Source organism: Lepagella muris (assembly GCF_004793975.1).
Classification (GTDB): domain Bacteria; phylum Bacteroidota; class Bacteroidia; order Bacteroidales; family Muribaculaceae; genus Lepagella; species Lepagella muris.
The window spans coordinates 12,701-36,575 of the sequence record NZ_SRYB01000032.1; the positions used below are offsets into that span (position 1 = coordinate 12,701).

General features: G+C 45.7%; 20 protein-coding genes and 1 tRNA gene. 12 read left to right on the plus strand and 9 right to left on the minus strand.

What is annotated here, in order from left to right; all coding sequences use genetic code 11:
- On the minus strand, nucleotides 1–1,734 hold the full coding sequence (locus E5331_RS16430) for an amino acid permease (protein ID WP_275441270.1): 1,734 nt from the start codon (nucleotides 1,732–1,734) through the stop codon (nucleotides 1–3).
- A 321-nt stretch (nucleotides 1,735–2,055) separates the two neighbouring features.
- Between E5331_RS16430 and E5331_RS16435 the strand changes: the two genes are divergently transcribed.
- Nucleotides 2,056–3,213 carry a phosphatidylserine decarboxylase gene (locus E5331_RS16435; RefSeq protein ID WP_123482293.1) on the plus strand — a complete coding sequence of 386 codons (1,158 nt, stop codon included), beginning with the start codon at nucleotides 2,056–2,058 and terminating at the stop codon, nucleotides 3,211–3,213.
- A 97-nt stretch (nucleotides 3,214–3,310) separates the two neighbouring features.
- On the opposite strand, the gene E5331_RS16440 is transcribed toward E5331_RS16435, so the two are convergent.
- The 6 genes from E5331_RS16440 to E5331_RS16465 form a co-directional block, all read right to left on the minus strand.
- Nucleotides 3,311–4,612: a bifunctional folylpolyglutamate synthase/dihydrofolate synthase gene (locus tag E5331_RS16440; RefSeq protein WP_123482292.1), complete on the minus strand. Its 1,302-nt coding sequence runs from the start codon at nucleotides 4,610–4,612 to the stop codon at nucleotides 3,311–3,313.
- Between the two features lie 69 nt (nucleotides 4,613–4,681).
- Nucleotides 4,682–5,290, minus strand: coding sequence for a chromate transporter (locus E5331_RS16445; RefSeq protein ID WP_123482291.1), 609 nt, complete (start codon nucleotides 5,288–5,290; stop codon nucleotides 4,682–4,684).
- A gap of 41 nt (nucleotides 5,291–5,331) precedes the next feature.
- Nucleotides 5,332–5,952, minus strand: a complete 621-nt coding sequence (locus tag E5331_RS16450) for a chromate transporter (protein WP_123482290.1) — start codon at nucleotides 5,950–5,952, stop codon at nucleotides 5,332–5,334.
- 153 nt (nucleotides 5,953–6,105) lie between these two features.
- Entirely contained in the window at nucleotides 6,106–7,257 is a 1,152-nt protein-coding gene (locus tag E5331_RS16455) for a cytochrome d ubiquinol oxidase subunit II (RefSeq protein WP_123482289.1), read from the minus strand.
- Nucleotides 7,258–7,260: 3 nt separating this feature from the next.
- A complete protein-coding gene (locus E5331_RS16460) occupies nucleotides 7,261–8,829 on the minus strand; it encodes a cytochrome ubiquinol oxidase subunit I (RefSeq protein WP_123482288.1) in 1,569 nt (522 codons plus the stop codon).
- A 62-nt stretch (nucleotides 8,830–8,891) separates the two neighbouring features.
- Entirely contained in the window at nucleotides 8,892–9,158 is a 267-nt protein-coding gene (locus E5331_RS16465) for a DUF4492 domain-containing protein (protein ID WP_123482287.1), read from the minus strand.
- A gap of 522 nt (nucleotides 9,159–9,680) precedes the next feature.
- Between E5331_RS16465 and E5331_RS16470 the strand changes: the two genes are divergently transcribed.
- The 10 genes from E5331_RS16470 (at nucleotide 9,681) to E5331_RS16515 (ending at nucleotide 22,060) form a co-directional block, all read left to right on the plus strand.
- Entirely contained in the window at nucleotides 9,681–11,093 is a 1,413-nt protein-coding gene (locus E5331_RS16470; RefSeq protein ID WP_123482286.1) for a SusC/RagA family TonB-linked outer membrane protein, read from the plus strand.
- Nucleotides 11,000–13,039 carry a TonB-dependent receptor domain-containing protein gene (locus E5331_RS16475; protein WP_123482285.1) on the plus strand — a complete coding sequence of 680 codons (2,040 nt, stop codon included), beginning with the start codon at nucleotides 11,000–11,002 and terminating at the stop codon, nucleotides 13,037–13,039. The genes E5331_RS16470 and E5331_RS16475 overlap by 94 nt, the downstream gene beginning before the upstream one ends.
- A 12-nt stretch (nucleotides 13,040–13,051) precedes the next feature.
- Entirely contained in the window at nucleotides 13,052–14,653 is a 1,602-nt protein-coding gene (locus E5331_RS16480) for a RagB/SusD family nutrient uptake outer membrane protein (protein WP_123482284.1), read from the plus strand.
- A 178-nt stretch (nucleotides 14,654–14,831) separates the two neighbouring features.
- The gene (locus E5331_RS16485; RefSeq protein ID WP_135985873.1) at nucleotides 14,832–15,743 is read left to right on the plus strand and encodes a hypothetical protein; all 912 of its coding nucleotides are present in this window, start codon (nucleotides 14,832–14,834) and stop codon (nucleotides 15,741–15,743) included.
- Complete coding sequence (locus E5331_RS16490; protein ID WP_123482282.1) at nucleotides 15,740–16,450, plus strand: FISUMP domain-containing protein; 711 nt, start codon at nucleotides 15,740–15,742, stop codon at nucleotides 16,448–16,450. Before E5331_RS16485 ends, E5331_RS16490 begins: the two co-directional genes overlap by 4 nt.
- Nucleotides 16,451–16,490: 40 nt before the next feature.
- Nucleotides 16,491–17,660 carry a TlpA disulfide reductase family protein gene (locus E5331_RS16495; protein ID WP_135985875.1) on the plus strand — a complete coding sequence of 390 codons (1,170 nt, stop codon included), beginning with the start codon at nucleotides 16,491–16,493 and terminating at the stop codon, nucleotides 17,658–17,660.
- Between the two features lie 203 nt (nucleotides 17,661–17,863).
- Nucleotides 17,864–19,027 (plus strand): TlpA disulfide reductase family protein, encoded by a 1,164-nt coding sequence (locus E5331_RS16500; protein ID WP_168355277.1) that lies wholly within the window; start codon nucleotides 17,864–17,866, stop codon nucleotides 19,025–19,027.
- Between the two features lie 481 nt (nucleotides 19,028–19,508).
- Nucleotides 19,509–19,967, plus strand: a complete 459-nt coding sequence (locus E5331_RS16505) for a DUF4494 domain-containing protein (RefSeq protein WP_123482279.1) — start codon at nucleotides 19,509–19,511, stop codon at nucleotides 19,965–19,967.
- Nucleotides 19,968–19,969: 2 nt separating this feature from the next.
- Complete coding sequence (locus tag E5331_RS16510) at nucleotides 19,970–20,638, plus strand: YggS family pyridoxal phosphate-dependent enzyme (protein WP_123482278.1); 669 nt, start codon at nucleotides 19,970–19,972, stop codon at nucleotides 20,636–20,638.
- Nucleotides 20,639–20,731: 93 nt separating this feature from the next.
- Nucleotides 20,732–22,060 (plus strand): MFS transporter, encoded by a 1,329-nt coding sequence (locus tag E5331_RS16515; RefSeq protein WP_123482277.1) that lies wholly within the window; start codon nucleotides 20,732–20,734, stop codon nucleotides 22,058–22,060.
- 125 nt (nucleotides 22,061–22,185) lie between these two features.
- Here the strand turns inward: E5331_RS16515 and E5331_RS16520 are convergent, their stop codons facing one another.
- Together E5331_RS16520 and E5331_RS16525 are read right to left on the minus strand one after the other, a co-directional pair.
- On the minus strand, nucleotides 22,186–22,845 hold the full coding sequence (locus E5331_RS16520) for an RluA family pseudouridine synthase (protein WP_123482276.1): 660 nt from the start codon (nucleotides 22,843–22,845) through the stop codon (nucleotides 22,186–22,188).
- A 53-nt stretch (nucleotides 22,846–22,898) separates the two neighbouring features.
- Nucleotides 22,899–22,970 (minus strand) — tRNA-Met (locus tag E5331_RS16525).
- 300 nt (nucleotides 22,971–23,270) lie between these two features.
- Here E5331_RS16525 and E5331_RS16530 point away from each other — a divergent pair.
- A complete protein-coding gene (locus E5331_RS16530) occupies nucleotides 23,271–23,849 on the plus strand; it encodes a TetR/AcrR family transcriptional regulator (RefSeq protein ID WP_275441271.1) in 579 nt (192 codons plus the stop codon).
- Nucleotides 23,850–23,875 lie beyond the last annotated feature (26 nt).

The following is a 23,875-nucleotide window of genomic DNA, read 5'->3' on the forward strand; positions in this document are numbered from 1 at the left end:
CTATGCCTTATCGGCGCCCGTCTCCTTTTCCGGGGCTTTCTCCTGGGCTGGCTGTGCAGATGAAGGGGTGGGTGAAGAAATAGAAGAATTTGGTTGGATCGATAGATCGGCTACTTCAGCTACGGTTTTCATGCTGACGGGACCAAACTCTCCATCTTCCCATTCTGTGGCACGACGTATCATCTCCGGTGTGGGCTCATAACCTTCCGGCCATTTGGATACTGTCGACGGTGTGCGTCCCTCTATTTCCCAATCAAAAGGCTCAAACGAAGTCTGAGGATTTCTCCAGGATGCTTTTCTCTTTGCATAGACCACAAACGGCACAGCAAGAAAGATTGCAGATCCCGCAATCAGGATGATGATATATACAAGGGGACTGCCGGTGTTTATCTGTGACGGTGGAACGAAGCTGAGCACCATTGCAACCAATGCTCCGAGACATCCGACTATGGTGACCAACCATTTGCCGAACTCACCTCCGGGCACTTTGAAGCCACGTTTCACGTTGGGCTCCGTGCGGCGCAGACGAATAAATGCGAAATAGATGATGAAGACCATGGCAAGATATATAATGGTAGACATCTGGCTAAGAATCTGGTAGGCTGACTGTACGCTCGGAAGAACCACGAGCACAAGTGCAAGAATGGAAACCATTATTCCCTGCACCCATAGAATAGGCACCTGGATGCCATTCTTATTGGTCTTCTGAAGTCCGCGCGGAAGATAGCCGGCTTTACCGACAGAGAGCATACCTGAAGATGGGGCGGCAATGACGCAGCTGACTTGTCCTATGACTCCGAAAGTCAGGAAAAGTGCGAGAATATGTCCGAGCCATTCGCAATGGATTGAAGCGAAAAGATTGTTATACGCCACCAGCAGTGATGCCAGAAGATTGATATCCTTTTCAGGGATGACGAATCCGATTGCCAAAGTGCCACCTACGAATACGATTAGAATTATGAGCACCGCCAAGAGCACAGATTTTGGAAAATCCTTTGATGGATTACGCATTGACGGCACATGGACAGCCTGCATCTCCATGCCGGCATAGAAGAGGAATATCGAGGCGGCGAGCACGATAGTGCCGAACTTTGAGAAGTCGGGCCAGAATGGCTGGTGGGCATCTATAAATATATGGTTACCCATGCAGACGTAGATGATTCCCATCACAATCAAGACACATGCCGGAATGATCGTGCCGAACAATCCTCCGTAAGTAGAGAGCTTGTTGGCGTAGGCGGTTCCGCGGAAGGTGTTGAATGTAGCCAACCAATATATCGCCAATACCACGATGAGTGTGTAAATCACGTTTTTTGAAAGGGATGAATCAAACGTCTCAGGCCAGAATATGTAGGCGAGCGTCACCGCTCCGAACATGAGTACTGCCGGAAACCAGATCACGACCATCTGCCATTCATAGTACATGGCAGCCCAGCCCCATTTGGGACCGAATGCCTCCGCACACCAGCGGAAAAGACCGCCGCTTTTGGTCCAAGTGGAAGCGAGTTCGGCGCATACCAGGGAGTAGGGCACGAGGAATACGAGAGCCGCAAACACATAATAGAAAATAGATGTGTAGCCATACTCTGCTTGAGATGCCAGCCCACGCATGCTGACAATATTCGTGACTATAAGAATTGTCATCGCCCACATCGTGATGACTGTCTTTGGGGAGGGTCCGGATTTGCCTCCCGCACTTCCGGAGCCGGGAGTGACTGTTTTTGAATTTGCCATAGGAATTCTTTTTTAATAATTCATTAATTAGGGACATATCGTTTTAAAAACACCTGTTTGTTATAAAAAGTTGATTTTTAATATTGTTAATGAGATTGCTTAACTCTTTCCTGATAATTGCATACATATATAATATAATAGGGGTGTTCGCAATTTTTTTTTAATGTTAAAATTGCATGGTGTATAAACTTATTTATGAACACGTGTGTTTTAGTGTCAAATGTATAAGTTCCCGATAAAGTTTTCGAGCTCTTATAATCCGGAGATCCCCCTATCGTTGGATCGGATTGTAGAATGATTTAAAAATTTTTTGGTTATATTATGGAAAAGAAGAATTATTCTCCTATTGTGCAGGAGCTTCTCGACCTCATTGAGAAGAATGGTTGGGAAGAAAAATTTCAAAAAGCACTTGATGCATGCCATGCACTGAATACTATTGAGTATGAGAACATCAAGACACTGGATGATTACTATGACTGGCTTGAGGCTCAGTTGCATTGGGTGCCGGTTGAGAATCCGGAGGGCACCATCGTGTATGAGCATGTGACGATGTTCTATTTCCTGTTGGATCAGAGTCCTGTCAAGGAGCTTCAGACTCCTGTCATCCCCTCGAAGCTGAAGGATAACGAGGAGCCGGAACTGACACCACTCTCACAGTGGATACGTAAGTTTGTCATCTCGTTCGGAGCATGGATGGATAAGCCGGAGTCTTTGACTCCTGAAGCTGTGGCAAGTTATTACGCATCGCCGCGCTACAAGATGGATGATTATGATCAGCCGGTTGGAGGATGGAAGACATTCAATCAATTCTTTGCACGTTACACCAAACCCGGACATCGTCCTATCGCAGCAATCAACGATGACCATATCATCACATCACCTGCCGATTCTACAAATGATGGACAGTGGGAAGTGCTGGCAGATTCAAAGGTAGATATCAAGGGTCTTGAATGGAGTATCGAGGAATTGCTTGAGGGTTCTAAATATAAAGATGACTTTGCCGGCGGTATCTGGATCCACCAGTTCCTTAACACTACCGACTATCACCGTCAGCATGCCCCAGTAGGGGGGAAGGTGCTTGAGGCACGTGTGCTCCAGGGTGCTGCATATCTCGGCGTTGAGGCGGTTCCTATTGAGGGTGATGAAAAGGGACGTACTCACATTGTACGTCGTAAGCTGAATGCTCTTGATGAAGCAGGCTATCAGTTCCAGCAGATGCGTGGTCTGATCGTTATCCAGTCGTCAATCGGTAAGGTGGCGATATTGCCGATGGGCATGGCTCAGGTGTCATCAATTGTTGTTACAGCTGAGGAAGGAACCACTCTGCGTAAAGGTGAAGAGATTTCCTATTTCCAGTTTGGCGGTTCTGATATCGTGATGGTGTTTGAGCGTGCTTCTAACGTCAGCATCACGGCACAGCCTGGCATACACTATAATTTTGGTACACGTATTGCAGAAGCATTCCCGGTAGGTGAATGATGATGTAGGGATTATGAATAACAATTGATAAGATTAGGTGGGAACCCACGCATTATGTGCGGATTCCCACCTTTTTATGGTTCTGCTATGTGAATCGTCATGAAGCGAGAAAGTCGGCAACAATAAACGTTGAGCCTCCTATGAAAATGACATCATCCTTGTCGGCATCATTGCTTGCAGCCTCAAATGCAGTCTTTACGTCGGGGTAGCATCTTCCTTCAAGATTTGCCTCCTCAAACTTCTGATGCAACTTATCAACGGGAAGAGCACGCGGAATGCTTGCGTTGGTGAGGTAATATTCCGCATCTGTGGGGAGAAGCCGCAGAATTTTGTCAATAGCCTTGTCGGCCACAAACCCTATGACGATGCGTAGCCGTTTGCCTGGGCGTTCCGACATCAGACGCCGGAGCTGCTCCATATTATAGGATATGCCCGCCACGTTGTGACCTGTGTCGACAATCGTGAGCGGATTGTTGCCGATGATAGTCCATCGTCCGCAAAGACCGGTATTCTTCACCACGTTTTCAAGTCCGCGCAACACGTTGTCGTCAGAGATCTCGATTCCTGCCTTCCGCATGGAGTCAACTGCATTGATCACGGTGTTGAGATTCTTCTTCTGATAGTCGCCGGCAAGAGGCAGGGTGGTTTCTCCCTCCTCACAAACGATGTGCCATCCTCCGGTTTCGGCAGGCACGATTGATAGCAGACGGTCGGAGTCTGCCGCAAAAACTATCGGCGCACCGACCTCCTCCGCCTTACGTGCGAACACCTCCTTTATCTCACCCTCAGCCTCGCCGATCACCACGGGTATGTCATGTTTGATTATACCCGCCTTCTCGGCGGCAATCTTCGGAAGTGTGTCGCCAAGAAATTGTGTGTGGTCATTGGAGATGTTGGTGATCACGCATACCTCCGGTGTGATTATATTGGTGGAGTCAAGACGTCCGCCCATACCCACTTCTATAATGGCATAGTCCACGTTCTCCTCCGCAAACCAATTGAATGCCATCATCATGGTAAGTTCAAAGAAAGAGGGGTGTCCGTCATAACCGCATCCTTTCCATTTCTCGACAAACTCCACCACCTTCTCCTTGGGAATCATCTTCCCGTCAATCCGCATACGTTCGCGGAAATCCACAAGGTGAGGGGATGTGTATAGTCCGGTCTTATAACCTTGCGACTGAAGGATAGAGGCGAGCATGTGGGATGTGCTACCCTTGCCGTTGGTGCCACCAACGTGGATTGACTTGAACCGGCGATGGGGATGACCGAAGAATCTGTCGATAGCCAGGCTGGTGTCGAGTCCGGGTTTATAAGCTGCAGCCCCTACGCGTGAGAACATGGGGAGCTGACTGAAGAGGAAGGAGAGGGCTTCGTCATATTTAGAATCGTTGTCCATGATTGTCGGTATTAAACATAAATTAAATTACAGATCGGATATTATAATGGATATATCATGGTCAGTACATCATAATCCATATATAAGGAATCCGGCGACTCCCGCCATAATTATTATCAGTATGGGGTGTAGCCGTCTGTTTTTCTGTTTTATCTTTATCGGGAAATATACGAGGATGAAAGCAGCCACGCAGATGGCTATGTTTGTCCATAGCTGCCAGTTTATCCCGTTGGGATTGAAGTTGGCGGCATTCATCAGCATTATCGCGGCGGAGGCTATAAGCCCTACCACCACAGGGCGCAATCCGGAGAATATGGCTTTTATCGCACCGCTCTCACTATGGCGCCTTATGAAATGGGAGCTGTAGAGCACAAGTAGGAAACTTGGAATCACCACAGCGAGTGTGGCAAGGCAGGAGCCTAAGAGTCCCCATCCTATGCCGGATAGTTCCGGGTTGACGCTTCCGGGCGCGACAAACCCTATATACGTGGCGGAATTTATGCCTATCGGTCCGGGTGTCATCTGGGAAATCGCCACTATATCGGTAAACATTGTCTCGGAGATCCATCCGGGACCCACCACCGCTTTCTCTACGAGCGACAGCATTGCGTAGCCGCCGCCGAATCCGAAGATGCCTATCTTGATATAAGCCCATATCAGTTGCCAGTATATTGTCATGTCTTCTTGATACGTGAAATTATGTTGGAGATTAAGATTTGTCAATGTTGTCTAAGTTTCCTTTGGGGAATCCACCAGAAGAGGAGTCCGCCAATGGCTCCGAGAAGGATGTAGAGGATAGGATTTGATATAAATCCTTGATCAATGGATATGAGTGCGGCTACAGCGAACGGAATCCACACCGTATTCCAGCGCAGTTTGGCAGCTTTCGCCGACGTTAAGACCGGAGCCAGGATCAAGGCCACGACAGCCGGACGTATCCCCATGAAAATGGATGAAATCACCCGATTGTTCTTTATAAGGTCAGGGGTGAGGAAAATGGCGATGAAGAGAATTATAAGGAAAGAGGGTAGAATTGTGCCGACAGCGGCGGCGATACTCCCTTTCCCCCCTTTGATCTTGTCGCCCACGGCAGTTGCGATATTGACGGCGAGTATGCCGGGCAATGATTGGGCAATGGCGAGCAGATCGAGAAATTCATTACGTTCGATCCAGTGGTGTTTATCCACAATTTCCCGTTCGATGATAGAGATCATCGCCCATCCACCACCGAAGGTGAATGCACCTATCTTAAAAAATGTGGAGAATAGGTTCCAATAGGAGTCATGAGATGAGTCATAATTGGAATCAAGATTAGCTTTTTCTGTTTTCTGTTCCGACATAGCGGGTGGAATAATTGAATGAGACCTGAAAATTGATTTTAACCTATAAGAGTCGCCGCCCCTTCTCAGGACGGCGACTCTTATATAACGATTATAAACCGTGTCTGTTTTATTGAAGTTATCGAAACTTCAATTTTTTTATGAGTAGGAGTCTTAATATTTGTGGGAAGTGTTTTCAAGTTCTTCCGGAGTCAGTTTCTTCTTGTCCATCGAATGCCAAACATAAGCGATGTATGCCAGCACGAAGGGTATTACAATCGATACGTAGCTCATGGCAGTGAGGGTGAACTCGGATGAAGAGGCGTTTCTGATGGTGAGCGACGATGCCGGATCTGTCAGAGAGGGATAGAAAGCGGTGTCGTTGTAGCCTGCCACCCAGAAGAGGGAGATTACGGCAAGGAAAGTGCCGATTCCGGTGAACCAGATACCCTTCGTCCAATGCTTGCTAAGCACGGTCTTGATAAGCCCGAACAGTACAGCCACTACACCGATAAGCAGGGTAGCACCTGCCCACCACAGATCCACGAAATTATGGAAATACTTGTAGGGGGTGATTGTCACGTTGACAGTGTAATCATGGTTGCTTTCCACCGTATATCCCCATGCGGTAAGGAGGAGTGCAAGGAATGTGAGGAAGAACACCACGAAGATGCCGCCATTGATGAGGGCTTTCTGTTTGAGACTTTTGAAGAAATCCGGGTCATCGGTGATGTTGTTCATCATGTAGAGGGCTGCCTGCATCCTTGCGAGGAAGAGCACAGCCACGCCGAGCACGAGGTTTCTCCAGTTGAATATCGCCTCGAAGCCGTGGGTCGGTGCCCATTGTGATATTACGGGGCTTCCCGGGTCGAGCAGGTTGCCGCGTCTTACGGTAAATTCAGCACCGAAGAAGAACATCGATACCGCTACGCCGAGAAGGATACAACCCACGCATCCGTTGATGAAAAGGAAAACGTCGTATGTGTGAGTGCCGTAGACGTTGCCCTTCTTATTGCGGTATTCATAGCTGACCGCCTGCACGATGAAACTGAACAGAATCAGAATCCAGAGCCAGTAGGCACCCCCGAAACTTGTGGAATAGAAAAGAGGGAAAGATGCGAAGAACGCACCGCCGAAAGTCACGAGAGTGGTGAACGTAAGCTCCCACTTGCGTCCCATGGAATTGACGATAAGGTCTCTGCGTTCCTTTGAACGAGCGCCGAGAAGCATTGACTGTCCGCCCTGCACGAAAAGCAGGCATACGAGGATGCCACCGAGCACCGATATAAGCAGCCACCAATAGTTTTGAAGATATTCGTAAGTCATAACTTAATGAGCGTTATCGATTTCTAAATTTTTTTGAGATTTCTTGTCGATCTGGCGCAGCATGATGCTCACTTCAGCCACAAGCAGGACTGTGAAGATCACGGCGAATAGCCAGAACGTAGTGATGACGGATGCCGAAGATATTTCGGAAATGGCGGCCTTCGTCGGTAGCAGATCCTGCACGGTCCAGGGTTGGCGTCCTACCTCGGCAACCATCCATCCAGCCTCGGAGCATATCCACATCAGTGGGACGGAGACGATAGCCACCCATTGCAGCCAATTGATGCGCTGTAGCCAATCCTTGCGGTAAGCGGCGAATAGAGCCACGATGAAGAAGAGTAGGAAGTAGCTGCCGAGCACCACCATCACACGGAAGGAGTAGAACGTTACAGCAACCGGTGGTATTGCCTCGTCTACGGAGTTGAAATATCCATAGCCGAAATAGGGATAATATTGACGCAGATCGTTCTCCGCCTTCTCCATGGCAGCGGCGTCATGATTGGCGCGGGCTATGTCGTAGGCTCTCAGAGCCTCATGCGAGAGTTTGCCGAGGCGTATGCGTTCGGCATAGCTGACGGTGTTAACGGTGTCGCCCATTTCATTTACGTCTATACCGTTGATGATATCGGCTATACCGGGCACGAATGCGTTTGGGTCATGCTTTGCGAGAATCGACAGACCGTATGGCACCTCGATTGCAAACAGGTATTCATCCTCATTGTTGTCCCATCTCTTATCAGGGTTTACCAATCCGGCTGCCACGATGCTTTGAGCTGTAGATCCTTTGTAAAGACCCTCCATGGCTGCGAGTTTCATGGGCTGGTGTTTTGTCACCTCCACGGCAGATCCGTCGCCTGTCCACATTGTGAGCAACAGACCGATGAGTCCTATCCAACCGCCCACTTTGATAGATCGCAGCGCGAATGCCTCATTGCGTTTCTTATAAAGCAGCCAGCAGCTCACGCCGATCACAAACACACCGGATAGAGCCCATCCGGAGCATACTGCGTGGAAATACTTGTTGATGGCTATTCCGGAGAATAGAGCCCAGAAATTATCCATCACGTTTCGCATCTGTGCAGGATCAAACTCCATGCCGACAGGATACTGCATCCATGCGTTAGCCACGAGAATCCAGAGCGCGGAGATCGACGCGCCGAGCCATGTGAGCCAAGTGGAGGCGAGGTGGAATTTGGGGCTTACCTTGCCCCAGCCGAAGAACATCACTGCGACGAAGGTAGCCTCCATAAAGAAAGCCACAAGACCTTCTATTGCCAGCGGCGCACCGAAAATGTCGCCTACGAACCAAGAATAGTTGCTCCAGTTTGTGCCGAACTCAAATTCGAGGATAAGTCCGGTAGCCACTCCGATTGCGAAGTTTATTCCAAACAGGGTCATCCAGAATTTTGTTGCGGCAAGCCATTTCTCTGACTTTGTCTTCAGATAGAGGCTTTCCATCACAGCCACGATTAGCGACAGTCCGAGGGTGAGGGGCACGAAGAGCCAATGGTAGATGGCAGTCAGAGCGAATTGCCATCTCGACCAATCGACTACGGTCATTAAATCATCCATAAATAAGTGTTTTAATATTAGAAATTAGATTGTTGACGGAGATAATAGGGTTGTCTCCCTTTTCATAGAGGAGGAGTTTTTCTGTGATTCTCCAGCAATTCTTGGCGCACGTGGTTTGCCCTGTCTTCATCGGAATCGAAGTCGCGCTTAAGGATATTAGGGAAGAAAAGCAGTTTTATGACTACAAAGAAGAGAAATAATTTCACGAGTATTATTGCCCATAGGGTTTTCCCTACGGTCATTGAGCGGAATCCGTCGTAATAGAGCGACCATATCCGCCGGCTTGTCGATGATATTGAGGCACCGACGCCTCTTAATAATGGAATCATGTGCAAATATAACTAAAAACCATGATATGCCGACATCCTCGGGTTAAAAAATGTGAAATAATCTTCCTCATGAAGTCAATCCACAACTTTCAACCCCCATAATTGGCATTTTGAAAAGCAAATGACTTCATAGTAATAACCATTGGTAATGACTATTGTTGACCGCTATTTTACTGTTATTGGAAATAATTCAAATAATGTATATTTGGTGTATATATTTAGTATGCTATGATTGTTATAATAATGAACATGATAATCCGGATAAAAAAGATAAATTTTTTTAGATAGATATTAAGTGGCATTTGATAAATATTATGATGTGTATATATTTGAATTATTAAATAAATCTGTAGCAAAATGCAATTATAATTGTGCTTTTTGATTATAAAAGAATATAAAGTGTAAAGTTTACAATTAAATTTTTAATTATATAAATTGTTATAATTTGTTTGTAAAATAAAAAAATATATTAATTTTGCAAAATCACAGATGAAAAATAATGCTAACCTTATATTATAATTTATGAATAATTACAGACTGAAAATGGATTGGAATAAGCGATTCCTCTTCATGTTGCTTATGATTATGACATTCATAAGCGGTTCGGATCTTTTGGCACAGGTTGAAGGTGTCACCGGACGTTCAGATCATATCACCGGACAGGTGTTTGACCAGCAGGGGGAGCCATTGGTAGGAGTCGCTGTTTATGAGAAGAAAAGTCCTAAGAATGGAACGATGACCGATTTGGACGGCAAATTTACTCTGCCGGCAAAAGGTGACAAGAAAGTGGCATTGATTTTTTCTTATGTAGGCTATACCCGGCAGGAAGCTATTTGGGATGGGAAACCGATGAAGATAGTCATGCATGACAATGTTGATATGCTTGATGACGTGGTGGTCACCGGTTACAAGATTGTGGATAAACGGGCTTCGACAAGTGCCATCACTTCCATCAAAGCAGAAGACATACTCCGTCCGGATGCCATGAGTATAGACAAGATGCTTGAAGGTCAGGTGCCGGACCTTATGTATGTCTCCACTTCAGGAGAATCCGGCACCACTCCAAAGATACGAATCCGAGGCACCTCCTCCATAATCGGCAATCGAGAGCCGTTGTGGGTGGTTGACGGTATTGTCGTCAAAGACCCCGTGCCGATATCTCCCGATGAACTCAATGACCCGGACTATATCAATCGAATAGGTAATGCTATTTCCGGATTGAATCCACAGGATATTGAGCGTCTTGACGTGCTTAAAGATGCGTCAGCAACCGCCCTTTACGGTACTAAAGCAGCCAACGGTGTGATTGTGATCACCACTAAGAGAGGTAAAGAGGGAGCGCCACAGATACGCTACACCAATTCTTTCACTTGGAAAGCACGACCGCGCTACACGGATCATTCAGTCGATGTGCTCAATTCAAAGGAGCGTATCGCATTGTCAAAACAACTGTTTGCAGATCATTACGTCTATAATTCTTCGAATACGCTTGTAGGATATGAATATCTTATGGATGAGCTTTATGGTGGTAGGATCAGCCAGGAACAGTTTAACACTCAGTTGGCATGGTTTGAGACGGTCAATACCGACTGGTTTGATCTCCTTACACATGACAGTTTCTCTCAACAGCACACCCTGACTGTAAGCGGAGGAGGTTCAAAGGCTTCTTATTACGCTTCGTTTGGGTTCACCGATGATGACGATATTGTAAAGGGGAACAAAAACAAACGTTATAATGCCATGGTGAATCTTGACGTGAATTTCACCAAATGGATTACCGCGAGTTTTGGTCTAAACGGATCAGTCAGCGATCGTAGCTACTACCATCATCTATCGCACCGATGCAGTATGCATATAGGGCAAGCCGAGTCATACCTGCCTATAATGATGATGGAACATACTATTTTTATAAACAAAGGGAACATCAAGGATTAGGCAGAAATTTCAATATACTCAACGAGCTTGAGAACAGTGGGGTGGATCAGAACAGTCAGCAATTGACATTCAATGCCAATTTCCGATTTAAATTTACAGACTGGCTCTCGGCAAACGCCATATTCTCCTACACCGCTTCAAACACGGGTATTAATTCCTTATGGGGAGCTAATACGTATTATGCTGCCAAGTTGAGAGGTTGTGAGTATGGAGAGACACCCGATGAATATAGTGCAATGCCACAAGGCGGAGAACTTTCGGTGACCAATACCAATCTGCGCAGTTGGACTGCACGTTTCCAATTGGACTGGAGCCATTATTTCAACGAAGTCCATAGCTTCAGTGGAGGTGTGGGTATAGAGGCATCATCCGATGGCTACAAAGGTTATTCCAATACTACACGAGGCTATTTCCCTGACAGGGGTATGAGTTTCGCACAAGGTATTGATCTTACGAAATATACCAATTATGCGTCGTGGCTTGCAGACAATGTACCCTCCATTACCGACAGCAAGTCGAATGTGCTTTCTGCATATATCACAGCCAGCTATGATTGGCGACGCCTTATCTTCTTGAATGCAAATGCAAGAGTGGACGGCTCTAACAGTTTCGGAGATCGCGCCAATGATAAGCTCCTTCCGATATGGTCAGTCTCGGCATCATTTGATGCGGCACAGCTTGATTTCTTCCGTCAGTTTACATGGCTTGATTATTTCTCCATCAAGGGTAGCTACGGTTTTCAAGGCAACATGCTTTCCGACCAGTCGCCGGTCATGATAATACGCAAGGGATCGTATAATGATTTCTACAACGAGTATATGTCGACGGTGGAGCGCAACCCAAATCCGGATCTCCGTTGGGAAAAGACCAACAGCTATAACCTCGGCTTCGAGTGGGGATTTCTTGACCGTGCCATACAGTTTGAGGCTTCTTTTTACTGGAAACATACCAAGGATGCCTTTATGACTAAGACCATTTCCACAATCAACGGTTATGAGAGTTATGTGGTTAACGGAGGCAATATAGACAATACGGGTTATTCGGTTGGAATCACGGGGAGAATACTCAACAGCCGCGATTGGAACTGGACGGTATCTACAAGTTTCTCACGCTATATCAACAAGATCAAGACCCTTCCGGCAGGAGAGACTTACGAGCTGAATGATTTTCTTAACGGCAATGCTATTGTGAAGAACCAGTCGGTAGGCACATTCTATTCCTATAAGTTTCTGGGACTTAGCCCGGTTGACGGCGGTCCGATGTTTGACGACTGGTCAGATCACACGGAAGATCTCAAGGGATTGAGCAAATATGATACGTTTACGAGCGTGCTGACCGCTTCCGGATCACGTGAGCCGATAGCATCCGGTAATCTGTCAACGATGGTAAGGTGGAAAAACCTTCGACTTAATGCCAACTTCGTATACAGCTTGGGTGCCAAGACACGTCTTTTCGGTATGTATGGATCCGGCACGGAAAGCAACGGAGTCTATGCCCAGCAGGGTCTGATAAAGTCAGAGAACAATCTCAGTCGAGATTATCTTGAGCGTTGGATAAAGCCGGGTGATGAGTTGCATACAAATATCCCCGCCATCATAGGTCAGCTGCATCCGAATTATTTCAAATATCAGGATCATTGGTCATCAAATACAGATGGTGTCTACGGATTTGCTGACAATGCGTGGGACATGTATGATTATTCTGATATCCGGGTGGTGAGTGCAGATTATCTAAAGCTGAATACATTGAGCCTTTCCTATGATTTCCCCATCTCATTGTTGAAACCATGGGGTTGCAAGCGTCTTGAACTGACAGTGACGGGTTCGAATCTGTTCACCATCTGCGACAAGAAACTTAAAGGTCAGACACCGACACAAGGCGGATTCACAACAATACAGCTATCAGACCGTCCGGGATTCTCTTTCGGTCTGGGCATCACATTCTAACAAATAAAAATCATGAAACAGATAAAAGATATATTATGTGGCTTTGCAGCGGTACTGTTGACCGTGGGCATATCCTCATGTGATTCCTTTCTAAAGGAGTATTCACAGGATCTTTCTAAAGTCAATTCATGGGAAGATCTTGACGAGGTGCTGTTGGGCTCGGCATATCTTCATTCCGGCAGATATTATGTAGAGAATTACAGTACGCAGAGTGACAGAGATGATGATTTCGACATACTGCATTTCATGGGTGATGAGGTCAGGAGTGGAAAGGATACTAATTATTGGATGTCAAGAGAGACAGACTTTCCGTTTTACACCTGGCAGCAGGACACCGGTATGGACAGGGAGTTTAAATATATGGGTGGAGATGATAAATATTTCAATACCCCGTATTCTCGTATCAATGTCTGCAATATGGTCATATCGCTTATTGACGAGCAGCCTGAGCCCGATGCCACTGATAAGGTAGAGAAGAGCAGAGTGAAGGGGGAGGCATATTTTCTGAGGGCGATATATTATTTCATGCTGGCGAACTTGTATTGTGAACCATACGACCCTGCGACGGCATCTTCAAAGATGGGTATGCCATTGAAGTTCAGCGAAGTGATAGAGGATGTGGAGTTTGACCGTTCATCGCTTGAATCCACATATCGTGCAATCCTTTCCGATTTGGAGAATGCTGAGAAATGTCTTGAAGGCACGACCCGCAAATCTCTCTACAGAGCGGATGTCCACACAGTACACCTTCTCCAGAGCAGGGTCTATCTCTATATGCAGGACTGGGAGAATGCAATAGCTAAGGCCAAGCAAGTTCTCGAGTATAACGATGATCTGATGAACATAGGGGCTAAGAATGTAGGGGAGACATGTCTTGATTCCTCTTCGCCCGAGGTCCTTTTCTCAATGGGAGATTATCTGGTGGCATATCAGTTTATGGATGCCAGATATTATGAGCCCGGTCTGTTTATATCAGATGATATGGTGGCTCTTTATGCCTCCAATGACTACAGAAAAGAGAGGTATATCGGGAAATCCCAATATAAGCGTATGGATAATGTGTTCCGTAAGGTCAACGGACAGAATGAGGCTATGGGTCCGTATAGCTCAGTAGGAAGTGTGTTCTGTTTTCGTACCTCGGAGGCATATCTCATAATGGCGGAGGCATCCGCCTATAAGGGGGATGATCAGACAGCACGCGATTATCTGAACCGATTCAGAGCTACGCGCTTCAGTGGAGATGCAGCTGTGGCAGCATCCGGAAACGCTCTTATAGATATAATCCGAGATGAACGCGCAAGGGAATTTCTGCTTGAGGGGCACCGTTGGTTTGACCTGCGTCGTTACACGGTGTGTGCTCCTTATCCGTGGAGCAAAGAGATAGTGCATGGCTACGTGTATGAGGCAAATTATTCTTATGACCACACGGATTGGTATAAACTTGAAAAGAACGATGCTGCATACACACTGCCAATACCGCGAGAAATCCGGAATTATCAGGTCTCATTAGGGAATGTTAACCGTCCGGCACGCAAGGCGTTTGTGACAACTACAGTGCATGGCTCCAGCTTTGACAATCTTGATGATGAGGATGATTGGGGTGATGACTGGTGATGAATGGTTTAAGGTTTAATGTTTATGGTTTATGATTATTAAATTTTGTATAATGAAAAGATTCGTGGATTTTCGTGAATCTTAAACCTTAAACTATAAACTTTAAACCACTGAAGTGCAGCTTGCGAAACTTCAGTTAATGATAATTAAAAAATGACAGATAACAATGATTAACCGTATGAATAAGATATTTTCAATACTCTCTGTTGCGGCGTTGCTCTTCTCAGGAGGCTGTGGCGATGGGACAGAATCACTGAGTCCGTCTGCACCGGAGCCCAACTATTTTGAGGTTGATGCATCCGACAATAGTCAGGAAGCACAACTGAGGCGCAGTTTCCGTGATGACACCGGCATTTATCTTATATTTTCCGATCTGCTTGCCACCTATACGGATGAATATGGAGTGCAGCGGGAGGAAAGAGTAGATTTCAATTGGGGGATGACCACTTCCAGTTCAGACAATGATCCTACTTTTGATGTGCTTGAAGACTCGGAGAAAAGCAATGTGACGGAGCTCATAAAGAGATACTTCATCCCGTATATAAATGTAGAGGGAGGCTCCATGAAGCCTTATTCTGTTTTGCTTGTAAAGAATCTGGAAAAACGGATTTCGAGCGGAAGGTATATGCCTGCGGATTACGTCAGTTGCTGGCGATGCTTCGGAATAAATGCTACCGATTGGATAGGAGCCGATGATGATGAGGCAAAGTCCCTGGGGTATAGTCTTCTCCAGAGTCTTATTCAAGATAGGTTGAACTATACGTCGTCGGAACTGATTCCTTTCTTTGAAATCAGTGAGGAGTATTACGAACTGGAATATATATCCAAGGCAGCTCCGGAATGGATTGACAACCAAGATATGGAGATAATCTATAATCTTGGATTCCTGGATTATTACCCTGATTGGATGGATGATCCCGCCTATGATGAGTTTCAGAACGAGTCCAATGATTTCAAGAGTTTCCTTTCCGGTCTGTTTGATCCGGATTTTGAGGAGACATGGAAGGATTATCCGCAGATTATGTTGAAATACAATACTCTTAAGAAGTGTATTGAAGATATTGGGATTGACTTTAATGCAGTGAAATGATGAAAAAGTACATTCAATTTCTATATATAGCGATTGCCGCTTTCTCAGTTGCGTCGTGTAGCGATGGCAACGACCTCCCGGATGTTAAACCATCAGACCGTGGCACAGTCACGGATAATGAGGGTAACGTGTATGACTGGGTACGTATAGGCGACCAACTTTGGACTACTACCAATGCCAAGAATGGCAGTTCACTTGCAGATGCTACATATTATGATGGTTGGGATTATAATAATGTGCTTTCCACTGATGAAGCAACTGATTATGCTGAGAATTACCTGCCGGAATACGGAAATCTTGTGACACTTGAAGATGCCATAGCAAATGCCCCCGAAGGATGGCGGGTGCCGACAGATGAAGATTGGCAGAAACTTGAGCGGACACTTGGGATGAAAGACACCGACCGCATAGGATTTGGTGGAGAGGGTGTAGCTTATTCGCTTATAAATAAGGATGGCGGTACGCAGCTTAATCTCGGATTCGGTGGGGCATGTTTCATGAAGCAGGTTTTGGGATGGGTTGAGGTCAAACTTGATAGCAAGGAGGAGTCAGGTTACTATTGGACTTCCACCACTACCGATAAGTATGACCTTGATTATCCAATGGCCTATTATCGCCGGATTACGGTTAATTATGGAAAAGTGCAGCGAGCCTGCATGCGTGCCGACAGCTATCTGAGTGTAAGATGGGTTAAGGATGCAAAATAGATAAAAAATAATAAAATATAAACCATTAAAAATTAAGGCAATGATAAAGAATATTATGCTGGCGGGAGGATTGGCCATGTTGATGTGTCTTCCGACTTCCGCGCAAGGAAAATTTTCATTGACAGGAAATGTCAAAGGTATGCCTGACAGTGTCCGCGTTGTCCTTATGGACGTAGAGGATCCAAATGGAGAATATGTGGAACTTGCAAAGACGAATCCGAAAGGAGGAGCGTTCACTCTTTCCGGAGACATTAAGTCGCCGAGGATGGGAAGTCTGCTATTCCAAGTCTACAACAAGAAAGATGAATCCTACAGGACGAGAGTGTCAACTCCTGTTATGCTTGATGCATCCGCGCTGACGTTGGAGTGCATGTGTGATTTCGACAGCATTTATGGTAAGAGGGACTTTAAGGTGTCAGGGTCAGATATTATGCGGCAGTTTAATGAGTATCTATCAGCCATAGAAGAGAAGGAACGTCAGAATGATTCAGTCTCTTATCTCTCTGCTCGGAAATATTTTGATACAAATGCTAATCCTGATACTGTAAGGAAATATAATGCAGCAAAGAAACTTACGGAGCAGGAACTCCTTGATGCAAAGTTGAGGTTTGTTGCAGCGCATCCTGACTACAATATATCCGCCTACGTCGTGCAGAGGGAATTGGAGAATCTGTTTACCCGTAATGCAACGGATATCAATTCTATGGCAGATTTGGTTAAGGTGTGTCCGGATACAGCCCGCGTGAATACGGTGAATAAGCGACGTAATTTTGCATTGAAATATGCTCTTGGAATCGATTGTCCGCAGTTCTCGGCAACCACTCCGAAGGGTGAGACCGTTGACTTTAAGCAAATGTTGAATCCGGGCAAATATACATTCATTGATTTCTGGGCGTCATGGTGTGGTCCGTGTCGTGAGGCTATTCCTCATGTCAGGGATTTGCATAAGAAGTATGATGGCAGACTTGATGTCTACAGTGTCTCTGTTGATGAAAATGAGAAAGCGTGGCGTAAGGCTATGGAGAAGGAGAATATGGAGTGGCGTCAGTTCCATCTTTCCGGATCAGAACAGTTGGGTAAGGGAGCACAGGCATTCTTTATCACTACAATCCCACGGCTTGTACTTATTGACGATATGGGGAAAGTGATATGCTCCACCAATAATCCGGATGATGTGTCGGATATGTTAAAATCACGCTTGGGCGAATGAAAGATAATATAATTTAACTGAAGTTTCGCAAGCTACACTTCAGTGGTTTAAAGTTTATAGTTTAAGGTTTAAGATTCACGAAAATCCACGAATCTTTTCATTATACAAAATTTAATGATCATAAACCATAAACATTAAACCTTAAACCATTTAAGTGAAGCAAGTTGGAAAACTTGTGAAACTTAAATAATTTAATGGATATCATGAGGAATATATTGTTAGCTTTTCTGTTGTCTTGTGGACTTTCGGTCATGGCATCAGGCTTTAATATCATTGGTGATATTCCGGGAATACCCGACGGTTGCGTTGTGGAGCTGAAGAGCAAGGATAAAGTCTCACAGGATATAAATACCCAGACTGTTGCAAAAAACGGAAAGTTTACACTCTCCGGCACCGTGCCCTCTCCGGCATTATGTGAGATATTCATTTCGCCTGCCCAAGAGGATGGCATGGGTAATGCCATATCGCTTATGGTGGAGAATACGGATATCAGGGTCAGTGCGGCACATCTTGACAGCATACCCCCCAGTTTCTATTTTGGCACTGATGGGTTTCTCAAAGAGAAAAACGTGACAGTGACCGGAGGAAGGGCACAGGAGGAGTATGCCAATTATAAGTCGGAGCTTTTCCCGTATATGTTTGCAAGCAAGGCGGCTCATTATAATCTGTATGTCGATGAAAACCGAGATACCAGTCCGGAAGGTGAGAAGCGTCTTGAAACAGCAATGGATGAGGCTCAAAAAAAGGAGAAGGCAGCTATTATGGATTTTGTCGGAAGACATCCGGAATATAGCATATCCGGCAAATTGATGATTGAAAATCTCAGAACGCCATTCACGTATACCGCCTCAGAACTTGATAATATCCTTGCCGCGTCTTCAGGAATGTGGGACAAGGCGCGCTACGATTCTCTTAAAAAGGCAGTTGATGATAATCGTAAGTATTTGCGTGGTGCAGACTATACCGATTTCGCAGTTCTTGATCCGGAAGGGAAGGAATGCCGTATTTCCGGACTTATGGAAGACGATAAGTATCTTCTGGTTGACTTCTGGGCATCATGGTGCGGTCCGTGTCGTTTGGCTATCCCTCATGTCAAGGAGTTGTATAATAAATATTCCGACGCTCTGACGGTCTCTTCCGTATCGCTTGATTCAAATGAAAAGGCATGGCGTAAAGCGATGGAACAGGAAAATATGGAATGGGCGCAGCTATGGGCTGACAAGGATAGGGTGAAAGGGGCTACCGAGTCATACGCAGTAAGCAGCATTCCTTTCATGATGGTAATTGATCCGCAGGGAAAGATCGTTTTCGGAGGACATGATCCCAATAATCTGACAGAATTTCTTGAAAAGACGTTCGGACGTTGATTTTTGAGATGTGAATATGTCTTCATCTCACTATTGAAAATATTTAAGTGAATCCTGTAAATTGTCTTTGGCTATTGGAATGTGTGCCGCATATTCCGATAGTCAAAGTTTTTTATCTAATAACTCTAATTAAATGGTTTAAGGTTTATTGTCATTAAATTTTGCATAATGAAAAGATTTGTAGATTTCCGTGAATCTTAAACCTTAAACTATAAACTGTAAACCCCAGAAGTGCAGCTCGCGAGACTTCAGGATATAATATCATAAGTGGCATTTTGAAACGCAAATGACCATGTGGTGGTAAAAAGTTTGAACCATATCACGGTTTATATATTAAAAATGATTATCTTTGCAATAAGTTTTACGTTGGGTTTGATTTTTTCCGGACTTTCCTTAAGGTCTAATAGCTGGTTGGTATGGTATAAATTCTTGCCAGTAAAACGATTTGGTAAAAAATTTAAGTATAAAAACAGATATTACCATGGCATTATGGTTTGAATGCAAGGTGCGTTACGACAAGATGATGGAGAACGGCACCGTAAAGAAAGTGAATGAGCCTTATTTGGTGGATGCCCTCTCTTTCACAGAGGCGGAGGCGCGTATCATAGAGGAGATGACTCCGTTCATCTCCGGAGAGTTTTCGATATCAGCGGTTAAGAAGACCAAGATTTCGGAGATATTCTTTGATGACAGTGCCGACAAATATTATATGGTGAAAGTGAATTTCATCACTCTCGATGAGAAGAGTGGCGTGGAGAAGAAGTCTGCCTCATTCATATTGACTCAGGCGTCAGATCTTGAAGGAGCTTTGTCCCGATTCAAGGAGGGTATGAAGGGGACTATGGCTGACTATGACATAGCATCGATTGCAGAGACTCCCCTTATGGACGTGTATCCGCTTGACCTGTCGTCGGATAAAACAGAAAAACCGGGGGAATAATAATGGGAATAGCTCAAAATATAGTTGAGGTACGTTCTGAAATTCCGTCGGGAGTAGAACTCGTTGCGGTGTCTAAGTTCCATCCGGCATCAGCCGTGATGGAGGCTTATGACGCCGGGCAGAGATGCTTCGGGGAGAGTCGGGTGCAGGAACTTCTTCAGAAGGTGGATGTGCTACCATCGGATATACGCTGGCATTTCATCGGGCATCTTCAGACCAACAAGGTGAAGATGCTTGTAGGCAAGACGTCGCTGATAGAGAGCGTTGATTCCGAGCGTCTGTTGAAGCTGATTGATTCCGAATCGGCTAAGGCAGGGGTGGTTACGAATGTGCTGCTTCAGGTGCACGTGGCTCAGGAGGAGACAAAATTCGGATTCTATCCGGAGGAATTGCTGGAGTATTTCCGGGAAAGGCGGTTTGAGACTCTGACCAGCACTCATATCTGCGGAATAATGGGAATGGCGTCCAATACGGATGATGAGGATAGGATACGCGAGGATTTCCATCGTATTTCAGAGATTTTCCATCAGGTGGCAGATGATTCCGCCCTCGGGCTGCGAGGATTCGACAAGCTGTCGATGGGGATGAGTGGCGATTGGCAAATCGCAGTGGATGAGGGGGCTAATATCGTGAGAATCGGGACAAGAATATTCGGGGCGCGCCAATATTGAGATTGCTCTTCAGTAATATTTAAAGATGTTGCGATTATCCTTAAAACTACAAACCAAACAACAATAATACTAACTTAACTTAAAATCTGCTTTATGGCACAAACAACTCAAAAGCGACCTATTGTCGCGATCATCACGATGTTCTTTATCTTCGCGATGATCTCTTTTGTGACCAACATGGCGGCTCCGTTCGGTAATATCTGGGGTTTCAGATATGCTTGGGCCGGTATGGCTGGTAACCTTATGAACTTTACCGCTTATCTCTTCATGGGTATCCCTGCGGGCAACATGCTTATCCGTTACGGCTATAAGAAGACTGCGCTCATCGCATTGGCTGTAGGTGCGATTGGTCTTGCTATCCAGTTGCTCTCAAGTGTGGTCGGTGATAATGTCATCGTAATCGGAGGCGAGAACCCCACCACCCTCAACCTGTTCATCTATCTTCTCGGTGCGCTTGTCTGCGGTGTCTGCGTATGTATGCTCAATACGGTTGTTAACCCGATGCTTAACCTCCTCGGCGGTGGTGGTAACAAGGGTAATCAGCTTATCCAGACCGGTGGCGCGCTCAACTCACTTTCCGGCACTTTGACCCCGATGTTTGTCGGTGTGCTTGTGGGTACTCTTACCAAAGAAACAACCATGGCATCTGTGGCACCGCTTGTTGTGACCGGTATCGTGATCTTCGTGCTTGCTTTCATCATCATTTCGTTTGTCAAGATTCAGGAGCCCCAGGCTAACCTCAGCAATGTGAAATATGAGCACAGCCCGCTCTCATTCCGCCACTGTAAGCTCGGGATCCTCGCTATCTTCTTCTATGTGGGTATCGAGATCGGTATCCCCGGCGAGATGAACGCATGGATCAGCCGCGAGAGCTTCGAGGGTGCAGCAGCCGTTGCCGGCTCCCTTGCCGCACTTTATTGGCTCATGATGCTTATCGGACGTTTCCTTAGCTCGGTCATCAGTGGTAAGATCTCCACCCGCATCCAGCTTATCACGGCTTCGGCTGTGGCAATCGTGCTCGTGCTTATCGCCATTATCCTTCCGGAAGAGGTCACATTCCAGTCGCCTGAAATCAGCGCACTCAACATTACAAGCGGAGAGGTGCCGATGAAGACGCTCTTCCTTTTCCTTTGCGGTCTTTGCACATCAGTGATGTGGGGCGGTATCTTCAACCTTGCGACAGAGGGTCTCGGCAAATACACAGCCAAGGCATCCGGTCTTTTCATGACTATGGTTGTCGGGGGTGGTATCATGCCGTTTATCCAGGACTGGATCGGTCGTAGTGTGGGCTACGTATCAAGCTACTGGCTGATATTTGCAATGCTCGTCTATATCTTCTATTATGCTATTATCGGTTCGAAGAATGTCAACCAAGATATTCCCGTATCGCTTGAAGAGGAGATGAAAGAGGAACTCGTGTAAGATTCCTATAGCATACTTTATAAAACTACATAAAATAATAAAGCCGGATCTCAAGATCCGGCTTTATTATTTTATGTAGTTGCCATTATTATTATCGTTAATCCTAAAGATTGTCAGAGGATGGCTTAGATGAATTTCTGAAATTCGGAGGGTAGGGGAGCGTCGAGCGATATCTCCTTCTTCGATACAGGATGGATGAATTCAATATGGCGTGCGAGAAGGGATATGCCACCGTCGGGATTGCTTCTGCGGGCTCCATATTTCAGGTCGCCCTTTATCGGATGTCCGATATTTGACAATTGCGCCCGAATCTGATGTTTTCGTCCGGTTATTAGGTTAATTTCCAGCAAGGTATATCTGTCGCCTTTGGCAATGGTGCGGTATTTCAGTATTGATTCCTTTGCATCCTTTGCATTGCAGTCCGCAATAAAGGTCTTGTTTATTCTGCCGTCGCTTACGAGGAAATTTTTCAGAGTGTCCTCCTCCTTTTCAAGATGCCCCTGCACGAGAGCCCAATAAGTCTTGTGCAGTTCCCCTTTGCGCAACATGTCGTTTAGTCGTGTCAGGGCCTTTGACGTTTTGGCAAATACTACAAGCCCACTCACAGGTCTGTCAATGCGATGCACCACGCCGCAGAACACGTTGCCCGGTTTGCAGTATTTCTCTTTAATATATTTCTTGATGATCTCGGAGAGGGGAGTGTCGCCGGTCTTGTCGCCTTGCACGATTTCACCGGGCACCTTGTTGATTACAATAATATGGTTGTCTTCGTAGATAACTTCCATGTGAAAAAAGGATATATAAATAAAAAGCCGATTCTTAAGGAATCGGCTTTTAGTGGCGGGGGCAGGACTCGAACCTACGACCTTTGGGTTATGAGCCCAACGAGCTACCACTGCTCCACCCCGCGATGTGATTTCGAGTGCAAAGTTACGGCTATTTTTGATATCTGCAAAATATTTTGGGATAAAAATGTGTTAAATTATGTAAATATTTAGATAAATATCACTATGTCAATGAAATAAATTTTGTAATAAAATCAGTGGCTAAAAGCTGGGATAAAAATTATTTTACAAAATTGTAGACAAGTCAAAAAAAATTGCTAAATTTGCTCAATAAATCGGAATATGTGCAATCAAAGTGTTTCCACTACAACGCTTCTTTGCAATTCCGACAGAATCTCTAACCGCATAACTCTCGAAATATGGTGATGAAGACAAGAGACAAGTTTATAGAGGTAGCTCGTCAGCTGTTCGCAAGGAAAGGTGTCGAGAACACAACTATGAACGATATAGCCTCAGCCTCCGACAAGGGACGGCGAACCATATATACATATTTCAAAAGTAAGCGAGATATTTTCAATGCGGTCATAGAGAGCGAGACAGATCAGCTTCTCAACCGTCTTCGCCTGATAGTGGCACGCCAATGCACGCCGGAAGAGAAGCTGATGGAGTATGTGGATTGCCGTTTTGAAGCCATGCGGGAGATTGTGTCGCGTAATGGTTCGTTGCGTGCCGGTTTCTTCAGAGACGTCAGAAAAGTGGACCGAGCACGTAAGATCATAACCCGTAAGGAGACGGCAATGCTTCGCGGCATTCTTCAGGAGGGGGTGGAGCAGGGTGTGTTTGCTATTTCAAATCTTAATCAGGCGTCGGTGATAATCACGCAGACGATTCATGGTCTTGACGTGCCTTATATCAGGGATAATCTTTCGGATGAAGGCATTGATAAAGGGATGCTGAAATCTTACGTGTCAGATATAATTCTTAACGGTATAAAGAAAAGATGAGGCATTCCCGAATCGGGAAATGGCAC

Coding starts and splice junctions, on each gene's coding strand:
- E5331_RS16480 (WP_123482284.1), top strand. CDS start 13,052: ATGAAACAGATAAAAGATATATTATGTGGCTTTGCAGCGGTACTGTTG.
- E5331_RS16485 (WP_135985873.1), top strand. CDS start 14,832: ATGAATAAGATATTTTCAATACTCTCTGTTGCGGCGTTGCTCTTCTCA.
- E5331_RS16510 (WP_123482278.1), top strand. CDS start 19,970: ATGGGAATAGCTCAAAATATAGTTGAGGTACGTTCTGAAATTCCGTCG.
- E5331_RS16455 (WP_123482289.1), bottom strand. CDS start 7,257: ATGACTTACGAATATCTTCAAAACTATTGGTGGCTGCTTATATCGGTG.
- E5331_RS16450 (WP_123482290.1), bottom strand. CDS start 5,952: ATGTCGGAACAGAAAACAGAAAAAGCTAATCTTGATTCCAATTATGAC.
- E5331_RS16465 (WP_123482287.1), bottom strand. CDS start 9,158: ATGATTCCATTATTAAGAGGCGTCGGTGCCTCAATATCATCGACAAGC.
- E5331_RS16470 (WP_123482286.1), top strand. CDS start 9,681: ATGAATAATTACAGACTGAAAATGGATTGGAATAAGCGATTCCTCTTC.
- E5331_RS16530 (WP_275441271.1), top strand. CDS start 23,271: ATGAAGACAAGAGACAAGTTTATAGAGGTAGCTCGTCAGCTGTTCGCA.
- E5331_RS16440 (WP_123482292.1), bottom strand. CDS start 4,612: ATGGACAACGATTCTAAATATGACGAAGCCCTCTCCTTCCTCTTCAGT.
- E5331_RS16515 (WP_123482277.1), top strand. CDS start 20,732: ATGGCACAAACAACTCAAAAGCGACCTATTGTCGCGATCATCACGATG.
- E5331_RS16460 (WP_123482288.1), bottom strand. CDS start 8,829: ATGGATGATTTAATGACCGTAGTCGATTGGTCGAGATGGCAATTCGCT.
- E5331_RS16435 (WP_123482293.1), top strand. CDS start 2,056: ATGGAAAAGAAGAATTATTCTCCTATTGTGCAGGAGCTTCTCGACCTC.
- E5331_RS16430 (WP_275441270.1), bottom strand. CDS start 1,734: ATGGCAAATTCAAAAACAGTCACTCCCGGCTCCGGAAGTGCGGGAGGC.
- E5331_RS16505 (WP_123482279.1), top strand. CDS start 19,509: ATGGCATTATGGTTTGAATGCAAGGTGCGTTACGACAAGATGATGGAG.
- E5331_RS16445 (WP_123482291.1), bottom strand. CDS start 5,290: ATGACAATATACTGGCAACTGATATGGGCTTATATCAAGATAGGCATC.
- E5331_RS16500 (WP_168355277.1), top strand. CDS start 17,864: ATGAGGAATATATTGTTAGCTTTTCTGTTGTCTTGTGGACTTTCGGTC.
- E5331_RS16495 (WP_135985875.1), top strand. CDS start 16,491: ATGATAAAGAATATTATGCTGGCGGGAGGATTGGCCATGTTGATGTGT.
- E5331_RS16475 (WP_123482285.1), top strand. CDS start 11,000: ATGCAGTATGCATATAGGGCAAGCCGAGTCATACCTGCCTATAATGAT.
- E5331_RS16520 (WP_123482276.1), bottom strand. CDS start 22,845: ATGGAAGTTATCTACGAAGACAACCATATTATTGTAATCAACAAGGTG.
- E5331_RS16490 (WP_123482282.1), top strand. CDS start 15,740: ATGATGAAAAAGTACATTCAATTTCTATATATAGCGATTGCCGCTTTC.